This window comes from Pseudomonas sp. CCI4.2 (genome assembly GCF_034350045.1).
GTDB lineage: Bacteria > Pseudomonadota > Gammaproteobacteria > Pseudomonadales > Pseudomonadaceae > Aquipseudomonas.
In genome coordinates this window covers 5123983-5140453 of sequence record NZ_CP133781.1, presented here as the reverse complement: position 1 = coordinate 5140453, position 16471 = coordinate 5123983, and the positions used below count along the sequence as shown (strand labels likewise).

Annotated in this window: 14 protein-coding genes, 4 tRNA genes and 2 pseudogenes; 15 read left to right on the top strand and 5 right to left on the bottom strand. The window is 53.6% G+C overall.

The window, feature by feature from the left end:
- The first annotated feature begins 53 nt into the window (after positions 1 to 53).
- From RHM65_RS23370 to RHM65_RS23350, 5 genes are all read left to right on the top strand, one after another.
- A complete protein-coding gene (locus RHM65_RS23370; protein WP_322184099.1) occupies positions 54 to 1289 on the top strand; it encodes an aspartate kinase in 1236 nt (411 codons plus the stop codon).
- Positions 1290 to 1371: 82 nt separating this feature from the next.
- Complete coding sequence (gene csrA / locus RHM65_RS23365) at positions 1372 to 1560, top strand: carbon storage regulator CsrA (protein ID WP_002554426.1); 189 nt, start codon at positions 1372 to 1374, stop codon at positions 1558 to 1560.
- 62 nt (positions 1561 to 1622) lie between these two features.
- Positions 1623 to 1713, top strand: a tRNA-Ser gene (locus RHM65_RS23360).
- Between the two features lie 107 nt (positions 1714 to 1820).
- A tRNA-Arg gene (locus RHM65_RS23355) sits at positions 1821 to 1897 on the top strand.
- Positions 1898 to 1970: 73 nt separating this feature from the next.
- Positions 1971 to 2047, top strand: a tRNA-Arg gene (locus RHM65_RS23350).
- A gap of 41 nt (positions 2048 to 2088) precedes the next feature.
- Here the strand turns inward: RHM65_RS23350 and RHM65_RS23345 are convergent.
- Positions 2089 to 2595 (bottom strand): cell envelope protein SmpA, encoded by a 507-nt coding sequence (locus RHM65_RS23345; RefSeq protein WP_322168346.1) that lies wholly within the window; start codon positions 2593 to 2595, stop codon positions 2089 to 2091.
- 309 nt (positions 2596 to 2904) lie between these two features.
- Between RHM65_RS23345 and mgtE the strand changes: the two genes are divergently transcribed.
- The 3 genes from mgtE (at position 2905) to RHM65_RS23330 (ending at position 7931) form a co-directional block, all read left to right on the top strand.
- Positions 2905 to 4347 (top strand): magnesium transporter, encoded by a 1443-nt coding sequence (gene mgtE, locus RHM65_RS23340; protein ID WP_322168348.1) that lies wholly within the window; start codon positions 2905 to 2907, stop codon positions 4345 to 4347.
- 504 nt (positions 4348 to 4851) lie between these two features.
- Positions 4852 to 6594 (top strand): ABC transporter permease subunit, encoded by a 1743-nt coding sequence (locus RHM65_RS23335; protein WP_322168349.1) that lies wholly within the window; start codon positions 4852 to 4854, stop codon positions 6592 to 6594.
- A gap of 14 nt (positions 6595 to 6608) precedes the next feature.
- Positions 6609 to 7931 carry a nitrate/sulfonate/bicarbonate ABC transporter ATP-binding protein gene (locus RHM65_RS23330; protein WP_322168350.1) on the top strand — a complete coding sequence of 441 codons (1323 nt, stop codon included), beginning with the start codon at positions 6609 to 6611 and terminating at the stop codon, positions 7929 to 7931.
- A 155-nt stretch (positions 7932 to 8086) separates the two neighbouring features.
- Here RHM65_RS23330 and RHM65_RS23325 read toward each other — a convergent pair whose 3' ends face one another.
- The 3 genes from RHM65_RS23325 to RHM65_RS23315 all read right to left on the bottom strand — a co-directional run bounded on the left by RHM65_RS23325 (position 8087) and on the right by RHM65_RS23315 (position 9261).
- Complete coding sequence (locus RHM65_RS23325) at positions 8087 to 8416, bottom strand: Arc family DNA-binding protein (protein WP_322168352.1); 330 nt, start codon at positions 8414 to 8416, stop codon at positions 8087 to 8089.
- 368 nt (positions 8417 to 8784) lie between these two features.
- Positions 8785 to 8970: a PA3371 family protein gene (locus RHM65_RS23320; protein ID WP_322168354.1), complete on the bottom strand. Its 186-nt coding sequence runs from the start codon at positions 8968 to 8970 to the stop codon at positions 8785 to 8787.
- A gap of 51 nt (positions 8971 to 9021) precedes the next feature.
- Positions 9022 to 9261, bottom strand: coding sequence for a hypothetical protein (locus RHM65_RS23315; protein ID WP_322168356.1), 240 nt, complete (start codon positions 9259 to 9261; stop codon positions 9022 to 9024).
- A 325-nt stretch (positions 9262 to 9586) separates the two neighbouring features.
- On the opposite strand from RHM65_RS23315, the gene RHM65_RS23310 reads away from it, so the two are divergent.
- The 3 genes from RHM65_RS23310 to RHM65_RS23300 all read left to right on the top strand — a co-directional run bounded on the left by RHM65_RS23310 (position 9587) and on the right by RHM65_RS23300 (position 10833).
- Positions 9587 to 9663: transfer RNA gene (locus RHM65_RS23310), tRNA-Arg, on the top strand.
- A gap of 470 nt (positions 9664 to 10133) precedes the next feature.
- On the top strand, positions 10134 to 10583 hold the full coding sequence (locus RHM65_RS23305) for a GGDEF domain-containing protein (protein ID WP_322168358.1): 450 nt from the start codon (positions 10134 to 10136) through the stop codon (positions 10581 to 10583).
- Positions 10584 to 10620: 37 nt separating this feature from the next.
- Positions 10621 to 10833: a diguanylate cyclase domain-containing protein gene (locus tag RHM65_RS23300; RefSeq protein WP_322168359.1), complete on the top strand. Its 213-nt coding sequence runs from the start codon at positions 10621 to 10623 to the stop codon at positions 10831 to 10833.
- Between the two features lie 104 nt (positions 10834 to 10937).
- Here the strand turns inward: RHM65_RS23300 and RHM65_RS23295 are convergent.
- A pseudogene (locus RHM65_RS23295) lies at positions 10938 to 11105 on the bottom strand (MFS transporter); the annotation flags it as partial.
- A 3-nt stretch (positions 11106 to 11108) separates the two neighbouring features.
- Here RHM65_RS23295 and RHM65_RS23290 point away from each other — a divergent pair.
- The 4 genes and pseudogenes from RHM65_RS23290 to RHM65_RS23275 form a co-directional block, all read left to right on the top strand.
- Positions 11109 to 11804, top strand: a pseudogene (locus tag RHM65_RS23290) (dihydroxy-acid dehydratase); the annotation flags it as partial.
- 455 nt (positions 11805 to 12259) lie between these two features.
- A complete protein-coding gene (locus RHM65_RS23285) occupies positions 12260 to 13078 on the top strand; it encodes a formate/nitrite transporter family protein (protein ID WP_322168361.1) in 819 nt (272 codons plus the stop codon).
- Positions 13079 to 13294: 216 nt separating this feature from the next.
- Positions 13295 to 15013 (top strand): ubiquinone-dependent pyruvate dehydrogenase, encoded by a 1719-nt coding sequence (gene poxB / locus RHM65_RS23280; RefSeq protein WP_322168363.1) that lies wholly within the window; start codon positions 13295 to 13297, stop codon positions 15011 to 15013.
- Positions 15014 to 15463: 450 nt separating this feature from the next.
- A complete protein-coding gene (locus tag RHM65_RS23275; RefSeq protein ID WP_322168365.1) occupies positions 15464 to 16252 on the top strand; it encodes a dTDP-4-amino-4,6-dideoxyglucose formyltransferase in 789 nt (262 codons plus the stop codon).
- Positions 16253 to 16471 lie beyond the last annotated feature (219 nt).

The following is a 16471-nucleotide window of genomic DNA, read 5'->3' as shown; positions in this document are numbered from 1 at the left end:
CTTGGGGTATGAATGTTTATTGGGCGCCCTTCATGGGCTGAGGCGGCTTTAAGATGGCTTTGATCGTACAGAAATTTGGGGGCACTTCGGTTGGCTCTGTCGAGCGAATTGAGCAAGTGGCCGACAAGGTTAAGAAGTTCCACGATGCAGGTACTGAGCTGGTCGTTGTGTTGTCGGCCATGAGCGGCGAAACCAACCGTCTGATCGGCCTGGCGAAACAAATCAGCGATCAACCGGTTCCGCGTGAGCTGGACGTGATCGTTTCCACCGGTGAGCAGGTGACCATCGCCTTGCTTGCCATGGCGCTGATCAAGCGCGGTGTGCCTGCGGTGTCCTACACCGGCAACCAGGTGCGCATCCTGACCGACAGCGCGCACAACAAGGCGCGTATTCTGCAGATTGATGATCAGAAGATTCGTGCTGATTTGAAAGCAGGCAAAGTAGTGGTCGTCGCTGGCTTCCAGGGCGTCGACGAGCACGGCAATATCACGACCCTGGGTCGTGGTGGTTCAGACACGACAGGCGTAGCCCTTGCGGCTGCACTGAAAGCGGATGAGTGCCAGATTTATACCGACGTCGATGGCGTCTACACCACCGACCCGCGTGTGGTGTCGAGCGCTCAACGGCTGGACAAGATCACCTTTGAAGAGATGCTGGAAATGGCCAGCCTCGGTTCAAAAGTGCTTCAGATCCGCGCGGTCGAGTTCGCCGGTAAATACAACGTTCCGCTGCGCGTATTGCACAGTTTCCAGGAGGGTCCGGGCACCCTCATTACCATTGATGAAGAGGAATCCATGGAACAGCCGATCATTTCCGGCATCGCCTTCAACCGCGACGAAGCCAAGCTGACCATCCGTGGCGTGCCAGATAACCCTGGTGTGGCTTTCAAGATTCTCGGCCCGATCAGCGCCGCGAACATCGAAGTGGACATGATCGTGCAGAACGTTGCGTACGATAACACCACCGATTTCACCTTTACCGTACACCGCAATGACTATCAGGCCGCCTTGTTGGTGCTGGAAAATACCGCGCGTGAAATCAGCGCGCGGGAAGTCGTTGGCGACACCAAGATTGCCAAGGTGTCTATCGTGGGTGTGGGTATGCGCTCCCATGCAGGAGTTGCCAGCCGTATGTTCGAATCGTTGGCCAAGGAGAGCATCAACATTCAGATGATCTCCACGTCTGAAATCAAGGTTTCAGTGGTCATCGAAGAGAAGTATCTGGAGCTGGCTGTACGTTCGCTGCACACTGCTTTTGAATTGGACGCACCGGCCCGCCAAGGCGAGTGACGCGTTGCCATAAGGCGCGGTGAAACGCGCCTGTAGTTTTTGCAGACTGTTGTCCCTGAAAGCAATGCATGAGGAGAAAGGTATGCTGATTCTGACTCGTCGGTGCGCAGAAAGCCTGATCATTGGTGATGGCGAAATCACTGTGACTGTGCTCGGCGTTAAAGGTAATCAAGTACGAATCGGCGTCAATGCCCCGAAAGAGGTTGCGGTTCACCGTGAGGAAATTTACCTGCGTATTAAGAAAGAGAAGGACGAAGAACCAAGTCATTAATTTTTATTGAAATTTAGGCTTTGCAAACGGGGGAAAGCTGGTTATTATACGCCCCGTGTTGCGGAGAGGTGGCCGAGTGGCCGAAGGCGCTCCCCTGCTAAGGGAGTACACCTCAAAAGGGTGTCGGGGGTTCGAATCCCCCCTTCTCCGCCATTATTTATGTAGTGCGTTGTAATCTGGCTTGAGCGGTAAGTGTCTGATTTTACTAGCAAAAGTTCTTGACTAAATGATTTAACGACCTATAATGCGCGGCAACAAATGCACTCGTAGCTCAGCTGGATAGAGTACTCGGCTACGAACCGAGCGGTCACAGGTTCGAATCCTGTCGAGTGCACCATTTCAAAGGTTGTTTACAGTGATGTAAGTAACTTGCTTCAACCAGCGGTGGTCTGGTTTATCAAACACAAAATGCACTCGTAGCTCAGCTGGATAGAGTACTCGGCTACGAACCGAGCGGTCACAGGTTCGAATCCTGTCGAGTGCACCAAACACCAAAAAGCCTGCATCTTGATGCGGGCTTTTTGCTGTCTAACGTTTGCCTTTTACGCATCCTTCCTCATCGAAAACAACTTGGCTGCTGCGTCCATTTTTTGGCTCGTACGTATAGCGAGTTTCTCCGTTGCGACTCACCACTTTATCCGGCTTGCCCAAAGAGCTTTCTACGTCGCGCAGCGTCATGCCGACGCGGATCTGCTGCTGAATAATCGCGCGACGTCGTTGCTCGCTGCTCAACACATTTCCACAGCCATCATCATGTCGCCCTACAACGACTAATTCTTTATCGGTTCGCTGTGAGTCTGTGCGTGTTACCCGCCGGTCTCGAAAGGGCTCGGCTTCGGGCAAAAGCGACATCGTGCTGCCGGGTGTGGGGTTGTAAGCATTTTGCGACTGCATGCGATGGCCGTCGGGGCAGCCGTGATAGGTGAAGCTGACACGACCTTCGGGGTCCTCGCAGCGCTGAACGGTGGTGGCGGGTGCTGAAGGTGCGCAACTGAGCAGGGCGGCGATTAGCGTTGTTCGGGCAGTGGCAAGCATTTGAGGTCCTCCGTGACGCTCGCCTCCAAGCTTAACGCTTGGCCTAATGTGTAACCCGCGTGTTTTCTTCGCAGGATGTAACGTCACAGCACTGTTGAATTAATTGTGCGTCGCAAGCGCTTGTTCTTGCCAAGATTTTATAGGGTGCGAAGGCGGCATGCGTGTATCATTGCGCCCGTCAGCCCCGCCGGGGCTTGTGGAATACCTCCATGGACTTACCCAGTAGTAACTCGGCAACACGTTTTACCAATCATGAATTGACTGATTGATCTCCCCGGCGTGCTCCGCTGCTGGGAGTGGAGTTCGCCTATGACCGAAACAGAAGTAAAAAAATCGCAAGACAGCTTGCAGGACCGCCTCGCTCAAGTCATTGAGTTGCTGCAGCGGCAGCGAGTGGTCGAAGACCTGACTCATCGTCAGGAAGGTCAGCACCACGACCGTGTTGAAAACCTTGTTCACCGGCAGAACGTCGTCGAGTTGCAACGCAAGCTTGATGACCTGCACTCTGCCGACGTTGCCCACATCCTAGAAGCCTTGCCACTCGAAGATCGTCTGACGGTCTGGCAGTTGGTCAAAGCCGAGCGTGACGGAGACATCCTTCTCGAAGTTTCAGATTCCGTTCGTGAAACGCTGATCGCCGACATGGACGATCACGAACTCCTGGCTGCGGCCAAGGAAATGGACGCCGACGAACTCGCTGACCTTGCCCCTGAATTACCGCGTGACGTCGTTCACGAACTGATGGAGGCACTGGACGTCCAGCAGCGTGAGCGTGTGCGCTCTGCGTTGTCCTACAAGGATGATCAAGTTGGCGCCCTGATGGACTTCGAGATGGTGACGATTCGCGAGGACGTCAGCCTGGAAGTCGTCTTGCGTTACCTGCGCCGGCTCAAAGATCTGCCAGGCCATACCGATAAATTATTTGTGGTCGACAACGACGGCATACTCAAAGGCGTGCTGCCACTCAAGCGGTTGTTGGTCAACGACCCTGAGAAGCGAGTCGCGGCGGTCATGGCCAATGACACCGTCAGTTTTCACCCGGACGAAGACGCTTACGACGCCGCTCAGGCCTTCGAGCGTTATGACCTTATTTCTGCCCCCGTGGTCGACAAGAACGGCAAGCTGATCGGCCGTTTGACCATTGACGAAATGGTCGATTTGATTCGTGAGGAGAGCGAAAGCGAAGTCCTAAACATGGCGGGTCTGCGTGAAGAAGAAGACATCTTCGCGTCGGTCTGGAAGTCTCTGCGTAACCGTTGGGCGTGGCTGGCAATCAATCTGATCACCGCCTTCATCGCCTCACGGGTCATTGGCCTGTTCGAAGGCTCGATCGAGAAGTTGGTGGCTCTGGCCGCCTTGATGCCCATCGTCGCCGGCATTGGTGGCAACTCCGGCAACCAGACCATCACCATGATCGTGCGTGCAATGGCGCTGGATCAGGTCAGTACCGGCAACACCTCGCGCCTGATGCGCAAAGAGCTGATCGTCTCCTTGATAAATGGGTTGGTCTGGGGTGGGGTAATCGGTGTGGTTGCCTACTTGCTTTACGGAAGTTGGTCGCTTGGCGTGGTGATGACCGCTGCCATGACTCTCAACCTGTTGCTGGCGGCACTGATGGGCGTATTGATCCCGATGACGCTCGTGCGTATGGGGCGGGATCCGGCCATGGGTGCAAGCGTAATGATCACCGCGATGACCGACAGTGGCGGATTTTTTATCTTCCTGGGGCTGGCGACGATATTTTTGCTTTAAGCCAGCCTCGGATGTTTTACCCCCGTCAGATGGCTACGCTGGAAGGTGTAGCGACAGGTGCCAGACAGAATGATTGAGCAATAATTAAGCCTGATTCATGTTTGTGTCACATATTGATAGGTATTATCCGGCCGCGAAAAGCACTGCATTTATGTTCATTGAAAAACACATGAAGGCTGTTCGTTTTGCACCCTGACATCATCTTAACCTTACCAAAGGAGATCCCCATGGACCCTGACCATTCTCGGTGGGTCACACAGTGGGATGCCAGACCGGATGCAGTAGGTGCGCGGATCTATTCAGCGATTTGGATCACTGAATAGCGCGATCACTTCTGTAATGCCAGCTAGCGTTCGTTTGCGTGGCCAATCTCCGTCGTTTTACAGCCTCAATACAGTGTGCTGGGTGTCGATTGCCTGCTGGCAGTTACGCGCAATTTGTGCTCTGGAGGACGTTGGTTTGTGATCTGTGATCACGCCCGGAACGCTACTGGAATCACCGAACATGAATAAAGTATTCCGTCATTACATCCCCGCAACGGCGCGACGGCTGCTGCCCAACCGCTGGGATTTGGTAGCCATGCCATTGGTTATCGGGTTTTTGCTGTTCTTCTCGATCGGCGCACGTGAAACGTGGGCGCCGATTTCAACGTTGCAAAGCGAGGTGATCTCCCTCGACCCGTCCAATCTGCCCGAGTACGCGATACGCACCACCTTGCGCATGCTCGCAGCCATGGTTGCATCACTGATATTCACCCTGATTTACGGGACGCTGGCAGCAAAAAGCCGACGCGCTGAGAAGCTGCTGGTGCCGGTTTTGGACATCCTGCAATCGGTGCCTGTGCTGGGCTACATTTCGTTCACCGTCACGTTTTTCCTGCTGCTGTTTCCGGGGCGCGTGTTGGGCGCGGAATGCGCGGCCATTTTCGCGATTTTTACCAGCCAGGCGTGGAACATGACGTTCAGCTTTTATCAGTCGCTGCGGATGTTGCCCCGTGATCTGGAAGAGGTGGCGCAGAATATCCAGCTGTCCGGCTGGCAAAAATTCTGGAAGCTAGACGTGCCGTTTGCGATGCCAGGACTGGTGTGGAACATGATGATGAGCATGTCGGGCGGCTGGTTTTTTGTGGTGGCCTCGGAAGCTATTACTGTCGGAGACAAGACCATCACCTTGCCGGGCGTAGGGTCTTATCTGGCCACTGCTATTCAACAGCAAGACATGCACGCTGTGGGCTACGTAATTTTAGCGATGGTGGCGGTAATTCTGATTTACGACCAGTTTCTGTTCCGGCCGCTGGTGGCGTGGGCGGATAAGTTCCGCATGGAAGACACTGCGTCTCAAGGCGGATCACCTGAGTCCTGGGTGCTAAATTTGATTCAACGGACTCGCTTCATTCAACGAGTATTGCGTCCGTTTGCGCGCGCGATTACCCGAATCGGTCATATGCGCTTGAGTCTGCCGCGCTCCAAATCAGCCCCGGTCCACTACAGTGAAGCAAGGTCGCGGTTGATCGACTTTATCTGGGGTGTCGTGATCGCGGCGCTTACGCTCTACGTGTTGTACCGCATAGCGATTTACGTCAGCACCGAAGTCACCTTCGGCGAGGTGTGGCACGTGTTCGGGTTGGCTATGATTACGTTGCTGCGAGTGGTGTTGCTGATTGTGGTCGCTTCGCTGATTTGGGTGCCGCTGGGCGTGCTGATTGGTTTGCGGCCGCGGCTCGCGGGCAAGATTCAGCCGTTGGCGCAGTTTCTAGCGGCGTTTCCGGCGAACCTGTTATTCCCGGTGTTTGTGATCGTTATCCTGCACTACAACTTGAACCCGGATATTTGGCTGAGTCCGCTGATTGTGTTGGGTACGCAGTGGTACATCCTGTTCAACGTCATTGCCGGTGCCAGTGCGTTCCCCAATGACTTCCGTGAAGCGGCCGCCAACTTCCGCATTCGCGGCTGGCTGTGGTGGCGCAAAGTCATGCTGCCGGGCATTTTTCCGTACTACGTGACCGGGGCAATCACGGCCTCGGGCGGCGCATGGAACGCCAGTATCGTTTCTGAATACGTTTCGTGGGGCCAGGACAAAGTAGTGGCGCACGGTCTAGGCGCTTACATCGCTGAAACCACTGCCGCCGGTGACTTCCCAAAAATCACGCTGGGCGTGGTGGTGATGTCGCTGTTTGTCGTGGCCTTCAATCGCTTGGTGTGGCGCCCGATGTACGCCATCGCTGAAAACAAACTCCGTCTGAATTAATTGGAGTCGATCTTATGAATACTTTCACCGAACACACTGGCGTACCACGCGAAATTTACTCTCTGAGCGAAGTCAGTCGCAGTTTTGGCAAAGGCAAAGATGAGTTGCAGGTACTTAGCAACGTTGACCTGACCCTGCGCGAAGGCGAAATCGTTGGCATGTTGGGCCGTTCCGGGTCCGGAAAGTCGACGCTGCTGCGGGTTATCGCCGGGCTGATCGAGCCGTCATCTGGAGAGGTCCGCTATAACGGTGAGCTGTTGAACGGCCCTGCGGAAGGCGTGGCCATGGTTTTTCAGACCTTTGCGCTGTTCCCGTGGCTGACCGTATTGGAAAACGTCGAGGCCGGTCTTCAGGCGTTGCAGGTAGAGCCCAAGGAGTCGCGTAAACGCGCGCTGGCCGCGATTGACTTGATTGGTCTCGACGGTTTTGAAAACGCCTACCCGCGAGAATTGTCGGGGGGGATGCGCCAGCGCGTGGGTTTTGCCCGTGGTCTGGTGGTGAATCCGACCTTGTTGCTGATGGACGAACCGTTCTCGGCACTGGACGTGTTGACTGCTGAAACACTGCGGTCCGATTTGCTGGATCTGTGGAGCGGCAAGCAACTGCCGATCAAATCCATCCTGATCGTGACCCACAACATCGAAGAAGCCGTGTTGATGTGCGACCGCATTCTGGTCCTGTCATCGAATCCCGGTCGGGTCGTGGCGCAAATCAAAGTGCCGTTTGGCCATCCGCGTAACCGCCTGGACCCGACGTTTCGGCACATGGTCGACGACATTTACGCCTTGATGACCCACCGTCGTAGTGCGGATGCCACTGCGGGTAAAGCCGAACTTCAGATGGGCAGTCCGTTGCCGGATGTTTCCACTAACCTGATGGCGGGCCTGATCGAGGCGCTGGCGGCTGAGCCTTACCACGGCCACGCGGGATTGCCGCAAATCTCTGCGCGGTTGCTGCTGGAGGTCGATGATTTGTTTCCGGTGGCAGAAATGCTTGAGTACTTGGGCTTCGCCGAACTCAAGGGCGCGGACATCACGCTGACAGAAACAGGGAAATTATTCGCTGAGTACGGCACACAGGAGCGCAAAAAGGTTTTTGCCGAACACCTCGTCAAGCATGTGCCACTGGCTGCCCGCATACGGCAGGTACTGCAAGAGCGAAACGGGCATTGGGCGCCGCGTGTGCGTTTTGAGCAGGAACTGGAAGACTCGCTCAACGAGTCCATCGCGAAAGAAACGCTCGACAGCGTCATCAGTTGGGGACGATACGCAGAGATTTTCTCGTACAACGACCACACTGAGACGTTCAGCTTGGAAGACATGGAAGGCAGCTTATAAATTTGCTGCCTTCTCTCTAGGAGCTTACTGGGTGGCGAAGGACCCAGCGCGGTTTGCCCGGGACACCGCCTCACGAACAAGTTCGCTCGTACAAGCAATTTTCAGCGGGCAAAAAAAAGCCAGCTAAATGCTGGCCTGAATGGCTGAGCGGGCTGTCAGGACTCGTCGTCTGCAGCCAGCTCATTGTCATGAGCAATCAACGAAACAAGTGCGTTCTGTTGACGGTGTGAAAGTTGACGAAACCGTTGAAGTAATTCGCGCTCATGCAAGGACAGCTCAGGGCTGTCAAGGCGTAAGCTAGGCTCATCGCCCAAAGCGCCTTCCTGAATTAAACTCTGCTCGAGACGAGCAATGATTTCGGAATTCATGCTGCGGTGATGATTTTTTGCTACTTGATAGACGCGATCACGCATGCCATCAGGTAGTCGAACAACAAATTTATCAGCCGTTCGGCTGGAATAAATAGCCTGTTTCATAGGGCTCATAAGATTAACCGGATAAGTTCAGAGGGAGCGGTTTCTAGCATTTGGCCGCCAGACGTCATTCTGTGACAGTCCTTTTGGGCAAATGTTCAACCTCAGTTGTTAAGAGGCCAGCATCATGCCTCAAATTTGCCGGTTCCTTGGCGCCAATTCTGTGACAAATATTGAACTCAATAAAGGCGCTTAGCCAGTACCAATTATCCAAAATGTCGACTGTTTTGCAAAGAATCCGGTTTCATTGACCTAAACGGCAGTTTCAGAGGGGTATTCTGAAGCTGATACTACGTAGCCATCAATTGAGCGTAGAGCTGTTTTATGGATTTGCTAGCAACGCCAGTAAAATGCAGCCCAACGGAGAGGGCCGGGTTGAGCTACCGGAGCAGCGGATCAAACTTGATCCTGCGTCCCACCACCAAGGCTGCGATAAACAGAATAAAAAAGGTGCCCGTGGCAATTTTTAACACCAGACTCGCTACGTTTTCGTCGTAAGGGAGTGAAATGTCGAATGCGAGTGCCATCACCGTCAAGATTAGAAACGACAGGGCATATTTTGACATGGCGATTCTCCAAGCGAACATCACGAAATTACAAAGCGCCCAACCATTGGTTCAAAACACCCAGCGTTCTGAACGGTCAACCGACGTCGGCGTGGCTTCATTGCTGTCTTTTGCGAGCATCGCCTGGATGCCGCGCTGCTGATGCATCACCGCAACCTGTGCCGATTGGTGCATGACATGTGAAGACTGGGCTTGAACCTGTTCAGTTTCCTTCCCACTGCCTTGAAATTGAAAACTCACCAAAACGACCAGTGCAACGGCGTTTAGAAATGAAAGAACAATGTTGTTCATGTCGTGCACCTTCGCTTGGAACTTTTGTAGGAATTATCTGTATGCCTAATTTATTGCACGCCCTGTGCCAAGCGCTGACTATATAGAAAATTGTTAAAAATCAATAGGTTAATCGTTGCTATGAAAGGAGTGACGTTGCAGTTTGCAATGGTGGCAATTTGGGGTATTGCAAATTGCACGACGACTGCATCACTGGCTGGATTGGACAACCTTGGATGGCAATGGACTACAGGTTAAAAAGCCACGGACGACATGACAAAACCGGGCCGTGCCGTTAACATGCACGCCGTCCTCGCTGGCACCTTCTCTGCGTGTTGGCACCTGTGTCTCAGTAGCTCAATTGGATAGAGCATCCCCCTCCTAAGGGGAAGGCTGGCAGTTCGAACCTGCCCTGGGACACCATATAAAACACAGCCTCCATATATATACAGTTTGAAGGAGATTGTTGGGATAGCGCCGGGCTAGCGTCCGGGGCAGGGTGGTGACAGAATTATATTGTCATGTCGTTTGTAGTAGCCCTCCCGCTCCACAAGTTCGTTGCTCGTTCTAACCCCCTTTAGCACCCGGTGCTCGTCCTCCGTCTTGGATTCGCCCTGTAAGACTTCAAGCAGTCCCACGCTGCCGAGAGTATCTGCCAGAGCTGTCAGCAGCTTTCGCGGTAGTGTCATGGGTAGGGTGATAGCGAGTAGATGCCAGCGCATCGCAATTCTCCAAAAAAATCACACCGTGAGGCCTGATAATAGCGTCAGCCGGTGACGTGGCCTGGTGGCCAGCCAATCGTTACCTTGGAGCAGATAGATCAGGTAGTTGACCGTTTCGAAGGTGTGTTGAAGGGTTACTCTGCTAGCCAGTAGTTACTGCTTGTCAGAGCAATGTCCGTCGCCAAAAATATTCTTATAGCGGATGTGGATGCCTCCTATGAATTGTTTTATGTAGTTCAGCTCAGTTTTGACCAGCGACTGGACCTCACGCTGACGCTGATACTTATTGGGGGGAGCCTGCTGGTTGCCACGCTGGTGTGCACGAAGTTTTGCGGTATACGCGAAGACGTATTCGACTTGCAGCGCCAACTGCATGGTATGGCCTATAACGATACGTTGACTGGTCTGCCCAATCGGCGCGCATTTATGGAGCGGCTGACCGTGACATTGGCCGACAGCTCTGCACCCGCGCCGTTGTTTTTCTTGATGCTCGACATAGACGACTTCAAGAGGATTAATGACGGCTTTGGCCACGATGTCGGCGATCAAGTGTTGGTGGAGGTATCCAAGATGCTGCGACACCGGAGCCAAGGCCATAACTTTTGCCCGGCTGGGCGGTGAAGAGTTCGCAGTCGCTGCGCGGGTGGCGAATGTCGCGGTGGCGCAGGAACTGGCGCGGAGCATCGTCAACGCAGTCAACTCAAGCCAGTTGTTCGGCCTGAGCTTGTCCATCAGCGTGGGATTGGCGAATCACGAACCGGAGGAGTCCATTTTCAGCTTGATGCGTCGCGCTGATGTGGCCCTGTATGACGCGAAAAGCGCAGGCAAGAACAGTTACTCAATGGCTGCGCAGGTGGCGTTCAATGTTTGATTGATGAGTGGCAGTGTTGGGTAGGTATGTGGGGGTCAGTTCATTCAGGTATGCCTGGCGGGGCTTTTTATTGATAGTCTTCGCGGGCTAGAGTGGGCGCCTCTTTACGCTGGCTTGTCGATCATCGATTTGGGGATAGCCAGAATCAAGCCGCCACTGACGAGTAAGCAAAGCGCCAGGACGTAGGTGCCGTTGTTAATGTTTCCCGTAAGATTTTCAGCGACGGCGGTGATCATCGAACCGGTTAAGCCGGACAGGTTCGCAATGCCGTTGCCAGCGACGTCGATGTCATTTACCCCTACGAAGCGCCCTTGAAGCATGGTGCGGGCTTCATTGTGCTGAGCGGAAATTTTTTCGACAGTGCGATCATGAAAATGTCAGTGGTGGGCGAGGCCTTTCGCAAAACCTACCTGTCGGAACCTGGCGCGGAAAACACCTTTGAGGCGCGCGCCATTGTGTTTGAGGGGCCTGAGGATTATCACGCTCGAATCAACGATCCTGCCTTGGAAATCGACGAGCGCTGCATCCTGGTGATTCGTGGTGCGGGCACCGTCGGCTACCCCGGCAGCGCCGAGGTTGTGAACATGGCGCCACCTGCCAGCCTGATCAAACAAGGCATCGATTCTTTGCCGTGTTTGGGGGATGGTCGCCAGAGCGGCACGTCTGCGAGCCCGTCAATTCTCAACATGTCTCCCGAGGCAGCGATTGGTGGCGGCTTGGCGCTGCTGCGCACAGACGACCGGCTACGGGTCGACCTCAACAAACGCTCGGTTAATGTATTGGTCAGCGATGAAGAAATGGCCGAACGCCGCAGCACTTGGAAACCGAGCTATCCACCTTCGCAAACGCCTTGGCAGGAGCTCTATCGTCAGATGGTGGGCCAGTTGTCCACGGGCGGTTGTCTGGAACCGGCCACCTTGCATTTGAATGTTATTGCGCGATCAGGCGGCCAACCACGTCACTCGCACTGATCTTTCAGTCAGCGCCTATACGCCAAATTGACCCCCGTTGATTTGGCGTAGGTCTGCGCGTGAACATTTTCAAAACAAGAGACTGCTGTGCGACCGAATGGCGGTTTGGATAATGCAGTACGCCTACCCTATTGGCAGCCCTACTAACCAGACTTGGCGTGCGCTGGCCAACATCGTTAGAACCTCCCCATAGAGCCAGTCGATCACTTCATCGGTACAAGCGATTGGACTGTGGCAATTCGACTCAGTTAGCGTGCTGATCGATTTAGTCTATGAATTGATTGTTCCCTGCCTTGCAGCTCTGTTTCTCCTGCCGCTACACCTTGGACATGCCATCTTGTTCATTCAAGTTGCGCATCAAGACTGGACTCTAAAAAAACTAATTTTCGGCGTTTAACCAGGTCACGTCGCTCCCGCACGTTGCCTTGGCTGCCGTCCAGCCTGAGACCAATACCATGCCCGTCAATTCACCTCTACAAATTGCTGAAATGACCGTCGAAGCCGGGGTGAGGAAAGCTCACTTACCGATGCTCTCAATTCTCGTTTTAGGCTTTCTGGCCGGCGCTTTCATTGCGTTAGGCTTTCTACTGGATATCCACGTCAGCACCATGATTCCTGCGCAATGGGCGTCGTTGGGCAATCTGCTGGGCGCAGCGGTGTTTCCCATCGGTCTGATTCTGGTAGTTCTGGCGGGGGGCGAATTGCTCACCGGTAATATGATGAGCCTGCCCATGGCAATGTTCGCCGGAAGAATCCGACTGTCGGCGGTGGTGCGTAACTGGCTGGTGGTCACACTTGCCAATCTGCTCGGCGCGCTTTTCGTGGCCTATTTCTTCGGCCATTTTCTGGGCCTCACCGAAGGCCCGTACCTGGCTAAAACCGTGGCTGCAGCGACGGCTAAAGTCAGTGCGGACTTCGGACATGCCTTCATCTCGGGTATTGGCTGCAACTGGCTGGTGTGCCTGGCGGTCTGGCTGTCTTATTCCAGCAAAGACGCCGCCGGTAAGATCCTGGGCATGTGGTTCCCGGTGATGGCCTTTGTCGCCATCGGTTTCCAACACGTGGTCGCCAATATGTTCCTGATCCCGGCAGCAATTTTCGCAGATGCCTTGAGCTGGGGTCAGTTCTTTGAAAACTTTGTCGCGGTGTTCCTCGGCAACGCGGTGGGTGGTGCGGTGTTCGTCGGCTTGGCGTACTACGTGTCGTATACCAGCGTAAGCACCGTCCAGGTTGCGCCGTTGGAATACGGCGTGTCGGATTCAGCAAGCGTGTAAACGATCCAGCAAAAAAAGAAAGCCCTGCTCAGGTTCATCCTGGCAGGGCTTTTTTGTTTTGAGCATAAAACCTTCAGTTACAGCGCCCGACCCAGCTTATCCCCGCCCCACGCACCACAACATCGAGAACTCACACGCATTTGGTTGTCACAGGGTATGGCATCGCCATTTTTAAAGGCCTGCGAACTTCATTTGCTTTGAGAAGGAATTATCCACATGTCCAGAACCATCGCCGACCATCTCGCACAGACCCTTGCCGCAGCAGGCGTCTCTAACATATGGGGCGTAACCGGTGACAGCCTTAACGGCCTGACCGAGAGCCTGGAGCAACTGGGTTCTATCCGTTGGATGCATACCCGTCATGAAGAAGTGGCTGCGTTCGCCGCCGGGGCGGAAGCGGCAGCCAGCGGCAAACTGGCGGTGTGCGCGGGCAGCTGCGGGCCTGGCAATCTGCATTTGATCAATGGCCTTTATGACTGTCATCGAAATCAAGTGCCCGTGCTGGCCATTGCAGCGCATATTCCGTCCACCGAAATCGGGCTGGGTTATTTTCAGGAAACTCACCCCACCGAGTTGTTCAAAGAGTGCAGCCATTTTGTCGAATTGGTGACCAGCGCTGAACAATTTCCCCGGGTGCTGGAGCGGGCAATGCGGGTCGCCATTGGCCAGCGCGGGGTCGCCGTTATTGTGTTGCCCGGGGATATAGCGCTTAGCGAAGCACCGGACATCACTGCGAGCTGGGCCGCTGCCGCAGCGCCAAACGTGACGCCTGCCGACGAGGAGCTCGAAAAGCTTGCCAACCTGTTGAGTCAATCCAAAGCCGTGACCTTAATGTGTGGCGCGGGATGTGCGCAGGCCCATGATCAGGTCGTTGCCCTGGCAGACGTGCTGGGCGCGCCAATCGTGCATGCCTTGCGCGGCAAGCAATACGTGGAATATGACAATCCGTTCGATGTCGGCATGACCGGATTGATTGGTTTCAGCTCCGGCTATCACGCCATGATGTCGTGCGACACCTTGGTGTTGCTGGGCACCAACTTTCCCTATCGCAACTTCTACCCGACCCACTCCAACATCGTGCAGATCGACATCGATCCAGGCGCACTTGGACGGCGTACGCCGTTGGCGATGGGGTTGGTCGGTGGCATTCGGGAAAGCCTCACCGCTCTGTTGCCAAAGCTCGAACGCCAGCCGGATCGACGCTTTCTTGAAACAGCTCTGAAACATTACGCTAACGCCCGCAAAGACCTGGATGAACTGGCACGGCCCTCGGCGGCTGGTCAACCGGTCCACCCGCAATACCTGACGCACCTGATCAACGAAATGGCCGATCAGGACGCCGTATTCACCGCTGACGTCGGTACCCCCACGTTATGGGCTGCGCGTTACCTGAGCATGAACGGTAAGCGGTCGTTACACGGCTCGTTCAATCACGGGTCGATGGCCAATGCCATGCCTCAAGCGCTGGGCGCACAGGCTGCGCATCCCGGCCGGCAGGTGATTGCCCTGTGCGGTGACGGCGGGTTGTCGATGTTGCTGGGCGATCTGCTCAGCACCCGCCAGTTGAACTTGCCAATTAAAATGGTGGTATTCAACAACAGTTCGCTGGGGTTCGTGGCGATGGAAATGAAAGCCAGCGGTTATCTGCCCCACGATACTGATTTGCAGACCACTGACTTCGCCGCCATCGCCAAGGGTGCAGGGATTCTGGGAATTCGCGTCGAATCGTCTGAAGCGCTGCCCGAGGCGCTGCGTCAGGCATTGGCCCATGACGGCCCGGTACTGATCGACGTGGTGACAGCCAAGCATGAGTTGGCAATGCCGCCGAAAATAAAATGGGCTCAGGCCAGGGGTTTCAGCCTGTATATGCTCAAAGCAGTGCTCAGCGGACGGGGTGATGAGGTGCTCGAACTGGCGGAAACTAATTTGCGTTAACCACCGCAGGAGCTGCCGCCCAGTCTCGGACGCTCGCGCTGTCGCGCAGCAAACTGGGTGGCACGTGTGTGGTTCAAGTATTCGCCTCCAAGGCAGCGAAGCTTAATAAGTATCGTCAGTCTCAGGGGTCTTATTTCGAGACTGAACAGGCGCGCCAAAATACCTTCCTAAAATAGATGAAGGTCAAAAAAAGGCGAAAGGATTCAATAGTTCGATTATTTTTTTAATTTTTCAATCACTTACATCTCGACAGTTGAGTGCATGCTTTTTGGGTCACCGTACAGCACTGTGAGCGCCTAATAATTATTTAATCCAATGTTTACACTGGATTTTACACGTCACGCCTTGCGCGGACATTCGCGCAACGTTTCATGCTGCTTATTTTGCTTCCCACAAATAGTTGCTACACGTAAAATCAAGTCTGAGCATTAGTACCAACGAGAAACAGTAATGGAAGATGTACAGAAATTTCCAAGCCCACATGCCTCTAGACCTAAGCGTCCAGCACAAAGACTACTTGTCGTTTCAGAAAATCAAGAATTGTCGCTTTTTTTGAAAAGTGAACTTGAGAAACACTCATTTGAGTATCTGTTAAAAGTTGATTTCTGCTACACGTCCGTCAATCAGACTCCGCAACAAATGATTGAAATAGGTGCAGAAAAAATTAACGTGAAAGATGAAGCGACTATAGACAGAGTAATAAAAGACTATGATTTGGCCTTTAGTCTACATTGTAAGCAAATTTTCCCTAAACGGCTCGTTGAAAATATATGCTGTATAAATTTTCACCCGGGTTTAAATCCTTATAATCGCGGCTGGTTTCCACAAGCTTTTTCGATCGTGAATGGTTTGCCCACTGGCTCAACTATTCATCTAATGGACGCCGAAGTGGATCATGGCGAGATTATTGACCAGAAAATTGTTGATATCCATATTTCAGACACCTCGCTTGAGGTTTACAGGAAAATCATACAGGCAGAGAAAGATCTTATTCAAAAAAATATCTTTAGTATTATTCAAGGTGTGTTTGAGACAACGACACCAACAGAAGATATAAACTATAACGGTATTAAAGATTATCGAGCGATGTGTGAGCTGTCCCTTAAATCAATTGGTTCGCTCGGTGAGCACATAAATTTATTGCGAGCGACCTCGCACGGCGATTTTAAGAATGCCTACTTCACTGATATTGATGGGAAGAAATATTTTATAAAGGTTGTTATAGAAGAAGACGCTTGATCTGACGGTGGTAGCGTTAAATATGGCTGGACGTCGTCAATGTACCGCCGCGTTTTCGCCGCAGGGTTGTTTTCGATCGGCTGCCTAGCAGTCCTTAGATCAGCGATTCATTTCTTTCAATTGGAGCTGGGCCGGTTTTTGGGACCGCTTCAGTCGAGCGCGACCCCCGGGCCTATCCAGAGCATCCCGTTCCTACAGTTTAATAGCTGTGACTCAATA